Source organism: Mesorhizobium sp. WSM4829, from assembly GCF_055811475.1.
In genome coordinates this window covers 1-15175 of record NZ_JBVVQJ010000004.1, presented here as the reverse complement: position 1 = coordinate 15175, position 15175 = coordinate 1, and the positions used below count along the sequence as shown (strand labels likewise).

The 15175-nt window shown below is 62.9% G+C and carries 14 protein-coding genes and 1 other RNA gene; 7 read left to right on the top strand and 8 right to left on the bottom strand.

What is annotated here, in order from left to right; genetic code table 11:
- Position 1 precedes the first annotated feature (1 nt).
- The 5 genes from AC0L17_RS05275 to AC0L17_RS05255 form a co-directional block, all read right to left on the bottom strand.
- On the bottom strand, positions 2 to 1141 hold the full coding sequence (locus AC0L17_RS05275) for an ABC transporter permease (RefSeq protein ID WP_473515047.1): 1140 nt from the start codon (positions 1139 to 1141) through the stop codon (positions 2 to 4).
- Complete coding sequence (locus AC0L17_RS05270; protein ID WP_473515046.1) at positions 1141 to 2235, bottom strand: microcin C ABC transporter permease YejB; 1095 nt, start codon at positions 2233 to 2235, stop codon at positions 1141 to 1143. The genes AC0L17_RS05275 and AC0L17_RS05270 overlap by 1 nt, the downstream gene beginning before the upstream one ends.
- Before the next feature lie 279 nt (positions 2236 to 2514).
- On the bottom strand, positions 2515 to 4401 hold the full coding sequence (locus AC0L17_RS05265; RefSeq protein ID WP_473515045.1) for an extracellular solute-binding protein: 1887 nt from the start codon (positions 4399 to 4401) through the stop codon (positions 2515 to 2517).
- A complete protein-coding gene (locus AC0L17_RS05260; protein ID WP_473515044.1) occupies positions 4401 to 6278 on the bottom strand; it encodes an extracellular solute-binding protein in 1878 nt (625 codons plus the stop codon). The genes AC0L17_RS05265 and AC0L17_RS05260 overlap by 1 nt, the downstream gene beginning before the upstream one ends.
- Positions 6279 to 6436: 158 nt before the next feature.
- Complete coding sequence (locus tag AC0L17_RS05255; protein ID WP_473515043.1) at positions 6437 to 7132, bottom strand: c-type cytochrome; 696 nt, start codon at positions 7130 to 7132, stop codon at positions 6437 to 6439.
- Positions 7133 to 7325: 193 nt separating this feature from the next.
- Here AC0L17_RS05255 and AC0L17_RS05250 point away from each other — a divergent pair, with 193 nt between their 5' ends.
- From AC0L17_RS05250 to AC0L17_RS05235, 4 genes are all read left to right on the top strand, one after another.
- On the top strand, positions 7326 to 8054 hold the full coding sequence (locus AC0L17_RS05250) for a 3-deoxy-manno-octulosonate cytidylyltransferase (protein WP_027151656.1): 729 nt from the start codon (positions 7326 to 7328) through the stop codon (positions 8052 to 8054).
- A gap of 27 nt (positions 8055 to 8081) precedes the next feature.
- A complete protein-coding gene (locus AC0L17_RS05245) occupies positions 8082 to 8945 on the top strand; it encodes a prephenate dehydratase (protein WP_473490553.1) in 864 nt (287 codons plus the stop codon).
- 44 nt (positions 8946 to 8989) lie between these two features.
- A complete protein-coding gene (locus AC0L17_RS05240; protein WP_473515042.1) occupies positions 8990 to 9793 on the top strand; it encodes an alpha/beta hydrolase in 804 nt (267 codons plus the stop codon).
- 92 nt (positions 9794 to 9885) lie between these two features.
- Complete coding sequence (locus AC0L17_RS05235; protein ID WP_473515195.1) at positions 9886 to 10536, top strand: glutathione S-transferase family protein; 651 nt, start codon at positions 9886 to 9888, stop codon at positions 10534 to 10536.
- Here AC0L17_RS05235 and AC0L17_RS05230 read toward each other — a convergent pair.
- Genes AC0L17_RS05230 through AC0L17_RS05220 form a run of 3 tightly spaced genes read right to left on the bottom strand, consistent with a single transcriptional unit; the run spans position 10533 to position 12240 of the window.
- Entirely contained in the window at positions 10533 to 10826 is a 294-nt protein-coding gene (locus AC0L17_RS05230) for a Dabb family protein (protein ID WP_128170948.1), read from the bottom strand. The genes AC0L17_RS05235 and AC0L17_RS05230 overlap by 4 nt on opposite strands.
- Positions 10827 to 10844: 18 nt before the next feature.
- Complete coding sequence (gene nudC, locus AC0L17_RS05225) at positions 10845 to 11786, bottom strand: NAD(+) diphosphatase (RefSeq protein WP_473515041.1); 942 nt, start codon at positions 11784 to 11786, stop codon at positions 10845 to 10847.
- 34 nt (positions 11787 to 11820) lie between these two features.
- Entirely contained in the window at positions 11821 to 12240 is a 420-nt protein-coding gene (locus AC0L17_RS05220; protein ID WP_023802081.1) for an HIT domain-containing protein, read from the bottom strand.
- 365 nt (positions 12241 to 12605) lie between these two features.
- On the opposite strand from AC0L17_RS05220, the gene ffs reads away from it, so the two are divergent.
- The 3 genes from ffs (at position 12606) to AC0L17_RS05205 (ending at position 15055) form a co-directional block, all read left to right on the top strand.
- An RNA gene (gene ffs / locus AC0L17_RS05215) (signal recognition particle sRNA small type) lies at positions 12606 to 12702 on the top strand.
- A gap of 105 nt (positions 12703 to 12807) precedes the next feature.
- A complete protein-coding gene (locus AC0L17_RS05210; protein ID WP_473515040.1) occupies positions 12808 to 14649 on the top strand; it encodes a DNA polymerase III subunit gamma/tau in 1842 nt (613 codons plus the stop codon).
- Between the two features lie 82 nt (positions 14650 to 14731).
- Positions 14732 to 15055 carry a YbaB/EbfC family nucleoid-associated protein gene (locus AC0L17_RS05205; protein WP_023802083.1) on the top strand — a complete coding sequence of 108 codons (324 nt, stop codon included), beginning with the start codon at positions 14732 to 14734 and terminating at the stop codon, positions 15053 to 15055.
- Positions 15056 to 15175: the final 120 nt, after the last annotated feature.

Sequence of the window (15175 nt, the reverse complement as noted above, 5' to 3'; positions counted from 1 at the left end):
CTCATCTGAACGTCTTGCGCGGATCGAAGGCGTCGCGGGTCGCCTCGCCGACGAAGACCAGCAGCGACAGCATCAGCGAGATGACGACGAAGCCGGAAATGCCCAGCCATGGCGCGTTGAGGTTGCGCTGCGCCTGCTTGAGAAGCTCGCCCAGCGAGGCCGAGCCGGGCGGCAGGCCGAAGCCAAGGTAGTCGAGCGAGGTCAGCGTCGAGATCGAGCCGCTGAGCAGGAAGGGCAGGAAGGTCAGCGTCGCCACCATGGCGTTGGGCAACAGATGCCGGAACATGATAGTACCGTTGGGTACGCCCAGCGCGCGCGCGGCGTTGACATATTCGAAGTTGCGGGCGCGCAGGAACTCGGCCCGCACCACGCCGACCAGCGCCACCCAGGAGAACAGCAGCATCAGCCCGAGCAGGATGAAGAAGCCGGGCGGCAGGATGGCGGCGACGATGAGGAGCAGATAAAGCACCGGGATCGCCGACCAGATTTCTATGAAGCGCTGGAACAGAAGGTCGGTCCAGCCGCCGAAATAACCCTGCAATGCGCCGGCCGTCACGCCTATCACCGCCGAGCCGGCGGTGAGGATCAGGCCGAACAGCACCGAGACCCTGAATCCGTAGATGACGCGCGCCAGCACGTCGCGGGCCTGGTCGTCGGTGCCCAGCCAGTTCCAGTTGCCGATGACGCAATTGGGATCGGCGGCGCCTTGCGGATACTGGTTGCAACGTGTCTTGGTGTCATAGAGCCAGGACGGCTTGGTTGGCGCCGCCTCGGGAATGGCGTTGTTGACGGTCCGGTAGGAGTAGCGGACGGGCGGCCAGATCATCCAGCCATGAGCATTGATCTCGTCCTGGATGACCGGGTCGCGATAGTCGGTGACCGCATAAAAGCCGCCGAACTTCTCTTCGGGATATGCGACGACGACCGGAAACAGGATTTCGCCCTTGTAGGAGACGAGCACCGGCTTGTCGTTGGCGATCCATTCGGAAAACAGCGACAGCACGAAAAGCACGAGGAAGATCCACAACGACCAGTAGCCGCGCCGGTTGGCCCTGAAATTCTGCAGTCGCCGCTGGTTGAGCGGCGACAGCCAGGGCCGTGCGCTCCGGCCCGGCGCCGTTTCGGCTGCGGCCCCGGCCATCAGACGTCCCTCCGCTCGAAGTCGATGCGCGGGTCGACCCAGGTATAGATCAGGTCGGACAGCAGCCCGACGATCAGGCCAAGCAGCGAGAAGATGTAGAGATTGGCGAACACCACCGGATAGTCACGCTCGACCACCGACCTGAAACCGAGCAGGCCGAGGCCGTCGAGCGAAAAGATGTTCTCGATCAGCAGCGAGCCGGTGAAGAAGGCCGAGATGAAGGCGCCGGGAAAGCCGGCGACGACGATCAGCATGGCGTTGCGGAAGACGTGACCGTAGAGAACCCGCCGTTCCGACAGACCCTTGGCGCGCGCGGTCACCACATATTGCTTGCGGATTTCCTCGAGGAACGAATTCTTGGTCAACAGCGTCGTGGTGGCGAAGGCCGACAGCACCAGCGCCGTCAGCGGCAGGGTCATGTGCCAGAGATAGTCGACGATCCGCGCCGGCCAGGACAACTGGTCCCAATTGTCGGAGGTGATGCCGCGTAGCGGGAACCAGTCGTAGAACGATCCGCCGGCAAACAGCACCATCAGCAGGATGCCGAACAGGAAGCCCGGGATGGCGTAGCCGACAATGACGACGCCGCTGGTCCATACGTCGAATGCCGAGCCGTCCTTGACGGCCTTGCGGATGCCGAGCGGGATCGAGATCAGGTAGGACAGCAGAGTGATCCACAGCCCGATCGAGATCGACACCGGCATCTTCTCCAGGATCAGATCGATCACCGAGATGTCGCGGAAATAGCTGTCGCCGAAATCGAACCGGATGTAGTTCCACAGCATCATGCCGAAGCGCTCGAGCGGCGGCTTGTCGAAGCCGAACTGCTTTTCCAGCTTGGCGATGAATTCTGGGTCGAGCCCTTGCGCGCCGCGATATCTCGAACCGGCGTCGCCGGCCACGTCGAAATTGCTGGCGCCGGCGTCACCACCGCCGCCGCCAAGGCGATCGCTGCCGCCCTGGTTGGTCAGCCGGGCGATGACCTGCTCCACCGGCCCGCCCGGCGCGAACTGGATGACGGCGAACGACACTGCCATGATGCCGAACAGGGTCGGGATCATTAGCAGGATGCGGCGCAGGATATAGGCGCCCATCAGAAATTGTCCTCCTCGAGGAGGAGCACTGTGTCTGGACGGTCCCCAAAGGCAATCGCGTCAGACCAATTGTCGACGGCAGCGCCGCCCCTCATTGTCCTGCCGGACATTTCTGCCCGTATAGTGACGGGGAGAAAGGGGCTGGCCGCAATCTCGGCGCTTTCATTGGCACGCTTGTGATTGGCGAAACCCTCGATGAGAGCGCCCCTCTCCCCGTTACTATACGGGGAGAGGATGCCGGCAGGCAGGTGAGGGGCGGCGCCGACGCCTGCGAGAAATTCACCCTTTGCCAATCTTTGCCGCCTTGTCCTTGTCGAACCACCACAGCGTCTCGACCGGAAAGCCGAAATCGGGCTTCTGCTCGGGAAAGCCGAACATGTCCCAATAGGCGACTCGGTGATTCGCGAGATAATATGTTGGAATCCAGTCTAGCCGCGCGCGCAAGACCCGGTCGAGTGCTTTGAGCGCCGTGACCAGTTCGTTCCGGCTCTGCGCCTTGCCGGCTGCCTCGATCAGCGCATCGATGGCCTTGCTTTCGGTGCCGGGATAGTTGCGCGTTCCCGGTGTTTTCGCCATCCGGGAGTGATAGAGGTTTTCCAGGCCATCGACAGTCGGCGTCGCCCCGATCGACGATCTGAACAGGTTGAAATCGAAATCGAAATTGCTCTGCCGCGCTTCGTATTGCGTCGAGTCGACCTGCCGGATCGAAGCGTCGATGCCGATCGCCTTCATATTCTCGGACCACGGCGAGAACAGCCGAACGATGCCATCGTCCTCGGCCAGCATTTCCACCCGCAGTCGCTCGCCTTTTTCATTGACGACGAAATTGCCGGCTCGCTTCCAGCCGGCCTCGGCAAGCAGTCTCGAAGCCGCGCGCAGCAGTTTGCGGTCGTGCCCCGAACCGTCGGAGACAGGCTGCATCACCGCTTCGCCGAAGGTTTCCGGCGGCAACTCGGCTCGGAACGGCTCCAGCAAGGCCAATTCCTCGGGCGAAGGCAGGCCCTCGGCCTTGTAATCCGACGGTTCGAAGTTCGATTGCGAGCGCTCGTAAGAGCCGTAAAACAGAACCCGCTTGCTCCATTCGAAATCGAAGCAATTGGCGATAGCCCGTCTGACGCGCACATCGCGAAATTGCGGACGACGCTGGTTCAGCGCGACCGCCTGCATGTCCGGCGCTTTCTCGCCGGGAAATTCACGTTTGACGACCCTGCCGACCTGTAGCGCCGGAAAGTCGTAGCCGGTCGCCCATACCCGCGAGGTAAATTCTTCGCGAAAATGCGTGTCACCCTTTTTCAGGGCTTCAAACGCTGCCTGGCGATCGAGATAAAAGTCGATACGGATGCGGTCGAAATTGTAGAGGCCGCGGTTCACCGCCAAATCCCTGCCCCAATAGTCGGCGACGCGCTCATATTCGACGGTCTGTCCGGCCGCCACGCGCCCTATTTTGTAGGGTCCGGAGCCGAGCGGCGGTGTCATCGTCGAGGCATCGAATTCGTTGGCCGTATAAAACACTTTGGACACGATCGGCATTGCGACGATCGCAAGGATATTTTGCGCCGACTGCTTGCCGTCGAAGGTGAGGTTCACGGTAACCGGATCGACCGCGGCCGCGTCCGTCATATGCCGCAACGCCTGGGAAAGGTTCGGATGACCCTTGTCCTTGTAAAGCTTCAATGCGAAGGCGACGTCCTCGGCGGTCAGTGGCGTGCCGTCATGGAAGCGCGCTTGCGGTCGCAGATTGAAGCGGAAGCCATTGCGGTCTTCAGACAGGATAACGGACTCGGCAAGCAGCCCATAGAACGCATCCGGCTCATCGAGCGCGCTTGCCATCAACGAATCGAAACAGAGTTCGGTGCGCGGCGGCGATTCCCCTCTCAACACCAGCGAATTCAGCGTGTTGAACGTCAGGAAGCTCTGGTTGAAGGTGGCGTTCGGCGGTGCGAAATTCATCTGGCCGCCCTTGGGCGGGTCCGGATTGACATAGTCGAAATGCGTGAAACCTGGGGAATATTTGAGGTCGCCGAAGGCCGACAGGCCGTGCAGCTTGACGCCGGTCGGGATGGCGGCGAAGGCCCGGCCGGGCAGCAGCGCGGCCGCCGCGGCAGCAGTGCCCAAGGCCAGAAAGTCGCGGCGGGCCAGAGGGGCGCGGCGAGGCAGCGCCGCCATCAATTGCCACTCTTGTATTTTGCCGCCAGCGCCTTTTCCTTGTCCGCATCGATCCACCAGGAATTCTGGTCGACGCCGCTATAGGTCGGTTGCTTTTCCGGGATGCCGAACTTATTCCAATACGCTATCCAGACCGCCGACCGATGGTGTTGCGGCACGACATAGTAATTCCACAGCAGCACCCGGTCGAGCGCATGGGTGGCAGCAACCAGATCGTCACGGTCGGTCGCAAAGATGACGCGGTCGACCAGCGCATCGACGACCGGATTCTTGATGCCGGCGTAGTTGCGGGATCCAGGCGTGTCTGCGGACTTGGAACTCCAGAAGTCACGCTGCTCGTTGCCAGGCGAATCCGACTGCCCCAACTGCGATATGGTGACGTCGAAATCGAAATTGTTGAGGCGGTTGATGTATTGGGTCTGGTCGATCAGCCGCAACGTGGCGTCGACACCGATCTTGCGCAGATTGGCGATGTAGGGACTGGAAAGGACCTGGTCGGTGTCGTTCCAGCCGAGGATTTCGAATTTGAAAGGCTCGCCGGTCTTGGCATTGACCATCTTGCCGCCCTTGATCACCCAGCCCGCCTTGGCGAAGAGATCGACCGCAGTCTTGAGATACTTACGCTCCGCCTGCGGCGAATCGTAGACCGGCAGCTTGAATTCCTGGGTGAAGACTTCGGGCGGCAGCTTGTCGCGATATTGCTGAAGGATTTCCAGCTCCTTGCCTTGCGGCAGGCCGCTCGATGCCAGTTCGGTGCCTTGGAAGTAACTGCTGGTACGGGTGTTGGAACCGAAGAACAAGGTACGATTCATGGCTTCGAAGTCGAGCGGGTAAGTCAGCGCGGCGCGCACCAGACGATCCCCAAACAGCGGACGCCTCGTGTTGAGCATGAAGGCCTGCATCGGTTCGGGTGAGGCGGTCTTGAATTCCTGCTTGATAACGTCGCCGGCCTGGACCGCCGGGAAATTATAGGCGGTGTTCCAGCGCCTCGAACTGTTTTCCGGCCTGATGTCATGCAGTCCGCCCTTGGTGAAGGCTTGCCAGGCGGCATTGTCGTCGAGAAAGTAGCTGAAACGCTGCCTGTCGAAATTCTCGCGGCCGATCTTCACCGGCAGTTTGGCACCCCAGTAGTCCGGAACCCTCTGCCAGATGATTTCAGAGCCCGGCTTGAAACTGGCGATCTTGTAGGCGGCCGAGCCGAGCGGCGGCTCCTGCGTCGGTCTGGTGACGTCGCGCTTCTTGCCGGTGGCGTCGGTACCTTCCCACCAGTGCTTTGGCAGCACGACGAGATCGCCGAGAATCTTGGGCAGTTCCCGGTTGCCCTTCTGGTCGAAATGGAATTCTACCTCGCGGTCGGAAACCGCGACCGCATCGGTGACATTCTCGAAATAGCGGCTGTACATCGGGCTGTTGGCCTTCAGCACCTGAAACGACCAGATTACATCGTCGGTGGTGATCGGCTTGCCGTCATGCCATTTGGCCCGCGGATCAAGACGGTAGGTCGCCGACGAATAGTCGTCGGGATGTTTGTAGGCGTCGGCGATCAGCGGATGGCTGACGCTGCCTTCGTCAGTCGCCTGCTCCATCAGCGTGTCGTAGAGCAATCCGCCGCCGAACGGGGCGAAGCCAGCCGCGGCGGAACCCTGGACGATATAGGGATTGAAGCTGTCGAACGTGCCAAGCACCACCGAATTCAGCGAGCCGCCCTTCGGCGCGTTCGGATTGACGTAATCATAGTGCTGGAAGTTGTCGCCATATTTGGAGTCGCCGATCAGCGACGAGGTGGTGCGCCATGCATCCGCCAAGGCTGCCTGCGGGCCGCCGGCAAAAGCCGCCACAACCAGCATCGATCTGAGAAACGTTCGGCCAACCGTCATGCCTTCTCCTCTGTGCGATAGCTGTTAGCGGACAATCTAGTTCATTTGACGCTCATGAAAACCGCGACAGGCCGGCTTTGTCGCCGCACATGCGCTTTTCCAATTGAAAAAGCCGGGCTGAACCCGGCTTTTCTAAGAGTTTGTCCATGACAATTGCGTTATTGCGCTGGAGCCGGTGCGGGAGCAGCAGGGGCCGGTGCGGGAGCAGCAGGGGCCGGAGCTGGTGCGGCCGGTGCCGCACCCTCTGCCGGCTTGGCCGGCGCCGCGCCTTCGGCGGGCGCGGCTGCATTCTCGGCCGAAGCGCCGGGTGTCGGCAACGGCTTCGGACTGTCCGACAGCGTGCGCAGATAGGCGATGACGTTGGCACGGTCCTCGTCCTTCGGCAGGCCGGCGAAGCCCATCGCCGTGCCCTTCACCAGCTTCTTCGGCGAAAGCAGAAAGTTATTGAGGTGGTCGTACGTCCATTTTTCCGCGCCGCCCTTGGAAAACTCTTTCATGCCGGCCGAATAGGCAAAGCCCGCATGCTCGGCGATGGGACGGTCGACGATATCCCAGAGATCAGGGCCGACCTTGTTCGGTCCGCCTTTTTCGCCGGTGTGGCAGGCCTGGCACTTCTTGAACACGGACGCACCCGCCTCGGCATTGGCGTTGGCCAGGAGGTCGGCGATCGGCTTGGCTTCGGCGGGGGCTGCCGGGCCGCCCTCGGCAGGCTCCTCGGTCGCCTCGATGGCGTAGCCGGGTTTTTCCGGTGCTGGGGAGGCGAACAGCGCGTCGGATATGATGCCGACCGAGAAGACGACGAACACGGTTCCGAGCAGGCCGCCGATCAGCTTGTTGATTTCGAAAGAGTCCATACGCCCCAGGCTCCCTTTTCCGGCGGACCGATCCGTCCACTCCGTCCGTCGGTAATCGTGAACCACCCCGCGAGGCGGTCAAATCGGGCGGAAACTAGGTCTTTTGCTCTGGCGTTGCAACACCTATAAGGGCGCTTCCAGTGAGACCTTTTGCCACTTTTCCCTTCCTCTTTTTCGGATGCTTTATCACCCGATGTCCACGCTGATCCTCATCCCGGCCCGCATGGCCTCGACCCGCCTGCCGGGCAAGCCGCTGGCCGACATCGCCGGCGTTCCGATGATCGTCCATGTCGCCCGCCGCGCCGCCGAGGCCGGGCTCGGCCGGGTGGTGGTCGCTACCGATACGGACAGCGTGGCGGACGCGGTGCGGACGCACGGTTTCGAGGCGGTGATGACGCGCGTCGGGCACGAATCGGGCTCCGACCGCATCTTCGAGGCGCTGGCCACGCTGGATCCCGGGCGCAAGGTCGAAACCATCGTCAATGTGCAGGGCGACCTGCCGACAATCGATCCCGACATCATCAATGCCGCACTGAGGCCTTTCGAGGATGCGACGGTCGACATCGCCACGCTTGGCATCGAGATCGTCCGCGACGAGGAAAAGACCAATCCGAATGTCGTCAAGATCGTCGGCTCGCCGCTGTCGGAGACACGGTTGCGGGCCCTCTATTTCACCCGCGCCACCGCACCCTGGGGCGAGGGGCCGCTCTATCATCACATCGGCCTCTATGCCTATCGCCGCTCGGCGCTCGAGCGCTTCGTCGCGCTGAAGCCGTCGCCGCTGGAACGGCGCGAGAAGCTCGAGCAATTGCGGGCGCTTGAGGCCGGCATGCGCATCGACGCCGAGATCGTGCAGTCGGCGCCGTTCGGCGTCGACACGCCGGACGATCTCGAACGCGCCAGAACCGTCCTTTCAACCTGAGACATCTGGACACCTGAGACATTTGGCATGCCTGAGAAAACCAACAGAATAGCCTTCCAGGGCGAGCCGGGCGCCAATTCCGACACCGCCTGCCGCAACATGTTCCCTGATATGGAGCCGTTGCCGTGTCCGACCTTCGAGGATGCTTTCAACGCGGTCGAGACCGGCAAGGCCGACCTCGCCATGATCCCGATCGAAAACACGATTGCCGGGCGCGTCGCCGACATCCATCATCTCCTGCCGGAATCGAAGCTGCACATCGTCGGCGAATATTTCCTGCCGATCCATTTCCAGCTGATGGTTCTGCCGGGCGTCAGGCGCGACGAGATCAAGACCGTGCACAGCCACATCCATGCGCTCGGCCAGTGCCGCAAATATATCCGCAAGAACGGCTGGAAGCCGGTGGTCGCCGGCGACACGGCGGGCGCCGCCAAGCTGGTTGCCGAGCTGAAGGACCGCACCATGGCCGCGCTGGCGCCGGCGCTGGCTTCGACGCTCTACGGGCTCGACATCATCGAGCAAAATGTCGAGGACACCGACAGCAACGTCACCCGCTTCGTCGTGCTGACCAGGAACAGGCAGTGGGCCGAACGTCCCTCGGTCGAGGCCAGGATGATGACGACGTTCATCTTCCGCGTCCGCAACGTGCCGGCCGCGCTCTACAAGGCGATGGGCGGCTTCGCCACCAACGGCATCAACATGACCAAGCTGGAGAGCTACCAGCTCGGCGCATTCACGGCGACCCTGTTCTATGCCGACATCGAGGGTCATCCCGACGATCCGCTGGTAAAACTGGCGCTCGACGAGCTTGCCTTCTTCTCGCGCGAAATGCGGATTCTGGGCGTCTACCCGGCCAGCCAGTCGCGCGAGCAATGGAAGGTGGCGGACTAGCGCAGCGCCTTGCCAGGTGACGAGCATCGGGCGACATTCCTGCGATGTGGCTTTTGAAACTGACGCTCGCGGTCGCTGGATTGTATGCGGTGATTGTTGCCGTCGTGTACGTGCTCCAGTCCTGGCTGATCTTTCCGGCCGGCCTTGCGGGGTTCGGACCCGATCTGCCGGCTGGGGCCCGCCATGTCGAACTGGCGACAGAGGGTGGCGAGCGCGTCGTTCTGGTCCGCCTGCCGGCAAGGCAGGCGCCGGCCGAGCCACGCCCGCTGCTGCTGGGGTTCGCCGGCAACGCCTGGAACGCCGACGCACTTGCCCTCATGCTGCACCAGCTGTTTCCCGAACATGAGGTCGCTGCGCTGCACTACCGCGGCTATGCGCCGAGCAGCGGCAGCCCGTCGGCCGCCGCCCTGTTCGAGGACGCCCGACGCGCCCATGACCAGCTGGCCAGCGATGCCAAAGCCGGCATCGTCGCCATCGGCCTTAGCATCGGCGCTGCGGTTGCGGCCGATCTGGCGACGGCGCGGCCGTTGCGCGCTATCGTCATGGTGACCCCCTTCGATTCGCTCAGAGAACTCGCCGCTCACCACTATCCCTGGCTGCCGGTGCGCCTCTTGCTGCGGCACCGCATGGAGACGGCAGAAACGTTGCGCAACCTCGATGTGCCGACGGCCGTCATCACCGCCGAGAACGACACCATCGTACCTTCGGCGCGTTCGGCACCTCTGCGCGAGGCTGCCCGTGACCTGCGCAGCCACATCGCCATTGCGGCTGGCCACAACGACCTCTATGGCCATCCCGACTTCGCCGGAGCGCTACGTGCCTCCGTCGCGGCGGTCATGAGCGATTGAAAAACAATTCGCAGATGTCGGAATTCCGGCGCGACATTCGTCCTTTGCTTGCCGCAATCGAAGAAGGGAGACGACGAGATGAAGGCCTGCCCATGACCCCCACCATCACTGCCTTTGAACGGTCGCCCGATCGCGGCAGGGGACTGGCGCGCGACATGCGTGTTCGCTGGGCGCTCGAAGAAGTCGGCCAGCCTTACAAGGTTCGTCTCGTTTCGTTCAAAGCGATGAAGGAACCCGCGCATCTCGCGCTTCATCCTTTCGGGCAGATTCCGACCTTTGAAGAAGGCGATCTCGCGCTGTTCGAATCGGGGGCGATCGTGTTCCATATCGCCGAGCGCCATGCGGGCCTGCTGCCAGACGAGGCGAATGCCAGGGCGCGCGCGATCTCATGGATGTTTGCCGCGCTAAACACCGTGGAGCCGCCGATCCTTGAACGCCAAACCGCCGTGCTCCTGGAGCGCGACGAGACCTGGCACGAACAGCGCCTGCCTATGGTCGATGATCGCATCCGTGACCGGCTGGGCGAGCTTTCCGGTCGCCTTGGCGATGCCGACTGGCTCGATGGCGCGTTCAGCGCCGGGGACCTGATGATGGTGCACGTGCTGCTAAGGTTGAGCGGGTCGGGTCTACTGGACGAATATCCGAACCTCTCCGCCTATGTCGCCCGCGGCGAAGCCCGGCCCGCCTACCAGCGTGCTTTCGCCGCTCAACTGGCGGTTTTCACCGGCAAGTCACCAACTTAACTCAGCGGCGCGTAGTCGATCTCCAAAAACGCCGCGACTTCCGGGATCCAGCGGTCGCGGACGAAGGCGACGTGGTCGGGATGGTCGTTGTAGCCGGAATAGGCAGCCTGGTCGGCGAACTCCATCGAGAAGCCGAAGCGATAATCGTTCTTCGGGCTGACCTGCCGCAACTGCTCGAATTTCTCGACGCCCGGTATCGCCGCCAGTATTTTGGCGTCTGCCAGAAATTTTGCCTCCTCGGCCGAGCTCTCCTTGTGCTTCAGCCTGAACACCACTGTATGACGGATCATTTCTGCTTCCCCTGCAGGCTATGCGCTGTCGGCCCAGGCGCGGATGAGGTTGTAGGCGATCGCCCCCTTCGGCGGCGTGACCAGGCCGCCCGGATGCTCGCGGGCCAGCATCGACAGCACCTCGTCGCGAAAGAACCAGCGGCAGTCTTCCAACTCGTTGAGGTCGGCCTGGATGTCGTCGTTGAGCGGCTCGCCGAAGCAGCCGATCATCAGCGAATAGGGAAACGGCCAGGGCTGGCTGGCGTGATAGACGACGCGGCCAAGCCGGATACCGGCTTCCTCCAGCGTTTCCCGGCGCACCGCCGCCTCGATCGTCTCGCCCGGCTCGATGAAGCCGGCAAGCGCCGAATACATGCCGGGCGCGAAATGCCGGCCGCGGCCGAGCAGGCATTTTTCACGCGTCGCCGTCAGCATGATCGCCACCGGGTCGGTTCGCGGAAAATGCTCGGTGGCGCAGGCCGGGCAAAGCCGCTTGTAGCCGCCGGCCCGCATCGCGGCTTCAGCGCCGCATTTGCTGCAGAAGCGGTGGCTGGCATGCCAGGCGAGCAGCGCTGCTCCTTGCGCCATCGCGCCGGCCGCCGCCTCGTCGATCAGCCCCTGCATGTAGACCGAGCGATAGTCGATGGCCTTGATGGTATCGGGCAGCTGTTCGGGGTCGATGCCGGCCGGTACGGCGAGCACCGGGCCGCTGTCGGAAAAACCGAGCAGGACGCCACGGTCGAGCGACGCCTCGAGCGGCCGGCTTTCCTCGGCGCCGAACCAGGGGTCGAAGCCGCCACCAATGAGCTTCAGGTAGAGCCGCCCGCCATGCATCAGCAAAAGCCTGGCTGAAGGATCGGCGAGCGCCTTTTCGACGGAATCGTCGGCGCGGTTTTCCGATTGCCGGTCGATCATGTTGCCGGCAAAGCCGACGAACTGGCTCGGCTCGCGCAAGGGCGCGTCAAACAGGCGGAAGCTCATCGAGACTCAACTTCAGGATGGACACGGGACAGGCTTATAGCGCCGCCTTTATCTTCTGCGCAAACCGGCGGAGGTCCGAGCGCTCGTAGGGCTCGCGCATACCGTGCCCCCACACCGGGCCCGGCCAGCCGGGATCGCCTTCCGAGCGCGCGATGACATGGACATGCAACTGGCGGACGATGTTGCCAAGTGCGCCGCTGTTTATCTTGGTGCAGCCGGTCACGCTTTTCAGCGCCTGCGCCACCATATTGGTCTCGAAGGTCAGCATCGCCTGGTCGAGCGGCGTCAAATCATGGATTTCCTCCGCGCCCGGCCGCTGCGGCACCAGAAGCAGCCACGGCCAGCGGCGGTCGTTCATCACGCGCAACTCGCACAGGCCGAGCCACATCAACTGCTCGCTGTCGGCCTCCAGACGAGCATCCAGCGTGAATCCGGCCTCGAGGCCCGGCGACATCGGCGTTTCCTTCACTTTTGTAGTATTTTTTTACTCCATGGACGCTAGAGCGGCCGCCGTTAGCCCGCAAGAGGGCGGCAAGCGAATCAAGGCCTATCGTGGCGATGATGGTCCGGCGAAGAACTCAGGGTATGGCCTGCCAAGACTTTGGGCTGGAATGAAGTCACCATCTCGCCCCCTCTGGTCTGCCGGCCATGGCTTTCGCTCATCTGTTCTTGCTTTGTGCCGGCCACTATGCCAGTAGTTTCAACATGGTGCTTATTCGCGCCAGCGATCCGCCTCCGAGGCTGTTTTTTTATTTTCTGGTTTCGCCGCCTGTCACTGCGCCCTTGCATTTCATCGCCGGATTGCCGATATGGGAGCCGGGAGGTTGGTGGTGGACGGTCCACTCGCCAACCGGGTCAGGTCCGGAAGGAAGCAGCCCTAACGAGCCCGGAACGGGTCATTGTTCCAGCCTCCCACCTCTTCGCCTTTCTCCCGCGACATTGACGGCGCCAAGCCCTGCGGGCGAAACTATGCGCAGGAATCGGCCGCCTTGAGCCGCGGCCCTTGGAGCTTTACGGGCGAATGAGCGAAGCCGGAAATTCGGGAACGGAAAAGGCCGCTGCCTATCGCGTTCTGGCGCGCAAATACCGTCCTGCCAATTTCTCCGAACTGATCGGCCAGGAGCCGATGGTCCGCACCCTCACCAACGCTTTCGCCACTGGCCGCATCGCCCAGGCCTGGATGCTGACCGGCGTGCGCGGTGTCGGCAAGACGACGACGGCGCGCATACTCGCGCGGGCCCTGAACTACAAAACATCTGATGTCGACCAGCCTTCGGTCCATCTTGCCGTGCCGGGCGAGCATTGCCAGGCGATCATGGAAGGCCGCCATGTCGACGTCATCGAGATGGACGCCGCCTCGCACACCGGCATCGATGACATCAGGGACATCATCGAGCGCGTGCGTTACGCGCCGGTGTCGGCGCGCTACAAGGTCTACATCATCGACGAAGTGCACATGCTCTCGACGCAGGCCTTCAACGGCCTGCTGAAGACGCTGGAAGAGCCGCCGCCGCACGTCAAATTCATCTTCGCCACCACCGAAATCAGAAAAGTTCCGATCACCGTTCTGTCGCGCTGCCAGCGCTTCGATCTCAGGCGTATCGATGCCGGCACGTTGGTCGCGCACCTCTCCTCGATCGCCGCAAAAGAAGGCATCGCGGTCGATGACGACGCGCTGGCGATGATCGCCCGCGCGGCCGAGGGCTCGGCGCGCGATTCGCTGTCCATTCTCGACCAGGCGATCGCCCATGGCAGCGGCGCGGTCAGCGCCGAAGCGGTGCGCGCCATGCTCGGGCTTGCCGACCGCGCCCGCATCGTCGACCTGTTCGAACATGTGATGAAGGGCGATGTGGCGGCCGCACTGGCCGAATTCCGCAACCAGTACGACACCGGCGCCGATCCGGCCGCTGTGCTGACCGACCTGGCCGAGTTCAACCATCTCGTCACCCGGCTGCGCTTCGTGCCGACAGCCCTCGATGACGCCTCGCTGTCGGAAGACGAGCGCCGGCGCGGCGCCGATTTCGCCAAGGCGCTGTCGGTCAGGGTGCTGTCGCGGACCTGGCAGATGCTGTTGAAAGGCATTCCCGAGGTGCAGTCCTCCAACCGGCCGGTCAGCGCCGCCGAAATGGTGCTGATCCGGCTGGCGCATGCCGCCGACCTGCCGACACTGGACGAGGCGCTGAAATCGCTGGAGGGCGCAGCGTCGGTGCCGAATGGCGCGCCACGCTCGAATGGTGCACCCGCAACCTCTGCCGCCGCAAATCCCGGCCCGGCAAATCCCGGCCCAGCAAATCCCGGTAATGGCGGCGCCAGCGTGGCGCAGACGCGGATGCCGGCGGCCAATGGCGGCGCCCAGACCATGCGGCTGGTCGAACCCGAGCCGATGCCTGCGCCTTTCGTTCCGGCGCCGGAGCCGGTCGCCGATGCGCCGCCGGTGCCGGTGAAATCGCTGGCCGACATCATCGCCCTTGCCGACGCCCAGCGCGACATCGCCTTCAAGGTGCTGGTCAAGCGCTGCGTGCGCCTGGTGCGCATCGAGCCGGGCCGCATCGACGTCAGCCTGACCGATGACGCGCCGAAGATGCTGCTCAACGATCTGACCGCCAAATTGCGCGCCTGGACCGGACGCAGCTGGCTGGTGTCGCTGTCAAAGGAAGAGGGCGGCCAGACGCTGGCCGAGATGGAATCGACCAAGCGCGAAAACGCACTCCTCGATGCCAAGAGCGACCCGACCGTCGCCGCCATCCTGGCGCGTTTTCCCGGCGCCAAGATCATCGACGTGCGCATTCCCGACGCACCGGAAGCCGATGCGGTGGAGGCCGAGGTTCCGATCGAGCCGGCCACCGACGAAGACGAAACCTGAGCATGATTCCGAAGGGTGGGAGCCGGTTTTCGGAGAAGATCGTGCTTAAACAAGAAACAAGTCAATCGTAGAGGACAACGCGATGAAAGATCTTCTCGGCCTGATGGGCAAGGCGAAAGAAATGCAGGCCAAGTTCCAGGCCATGCAGGACGAGATCGCCACGCTGGAAGCCACCGGACAGGCCGGCGGCGGCCTGGTCAGCGTGACGCTGACCGGCAAATTCGAGATGAAGTCCCTGAAAATCGACCCGTCGCTGTTCAAGGAGGACGAGGTCGAGATTCTGGAGGATCTGCTTCTCGCCGCCCACAATGACGCCAGGGCCAAGGTCGAACAGATGATGCAGGAAAAGACCCAGGCACTGACCGCAGGACTGCCGATACCGCCGGGAATGAAGCTGCCATTCTAAGAGGCTTGGAAACTCTACTCCGGCGGCCATCTGATGGCGGTTTCTGCGCTTCCGGTGCTCATATGTGGACGGCCCCCTGCTTGCAAGCGTTGGCTGAGATAGTTTGATCGGATCGCTTGC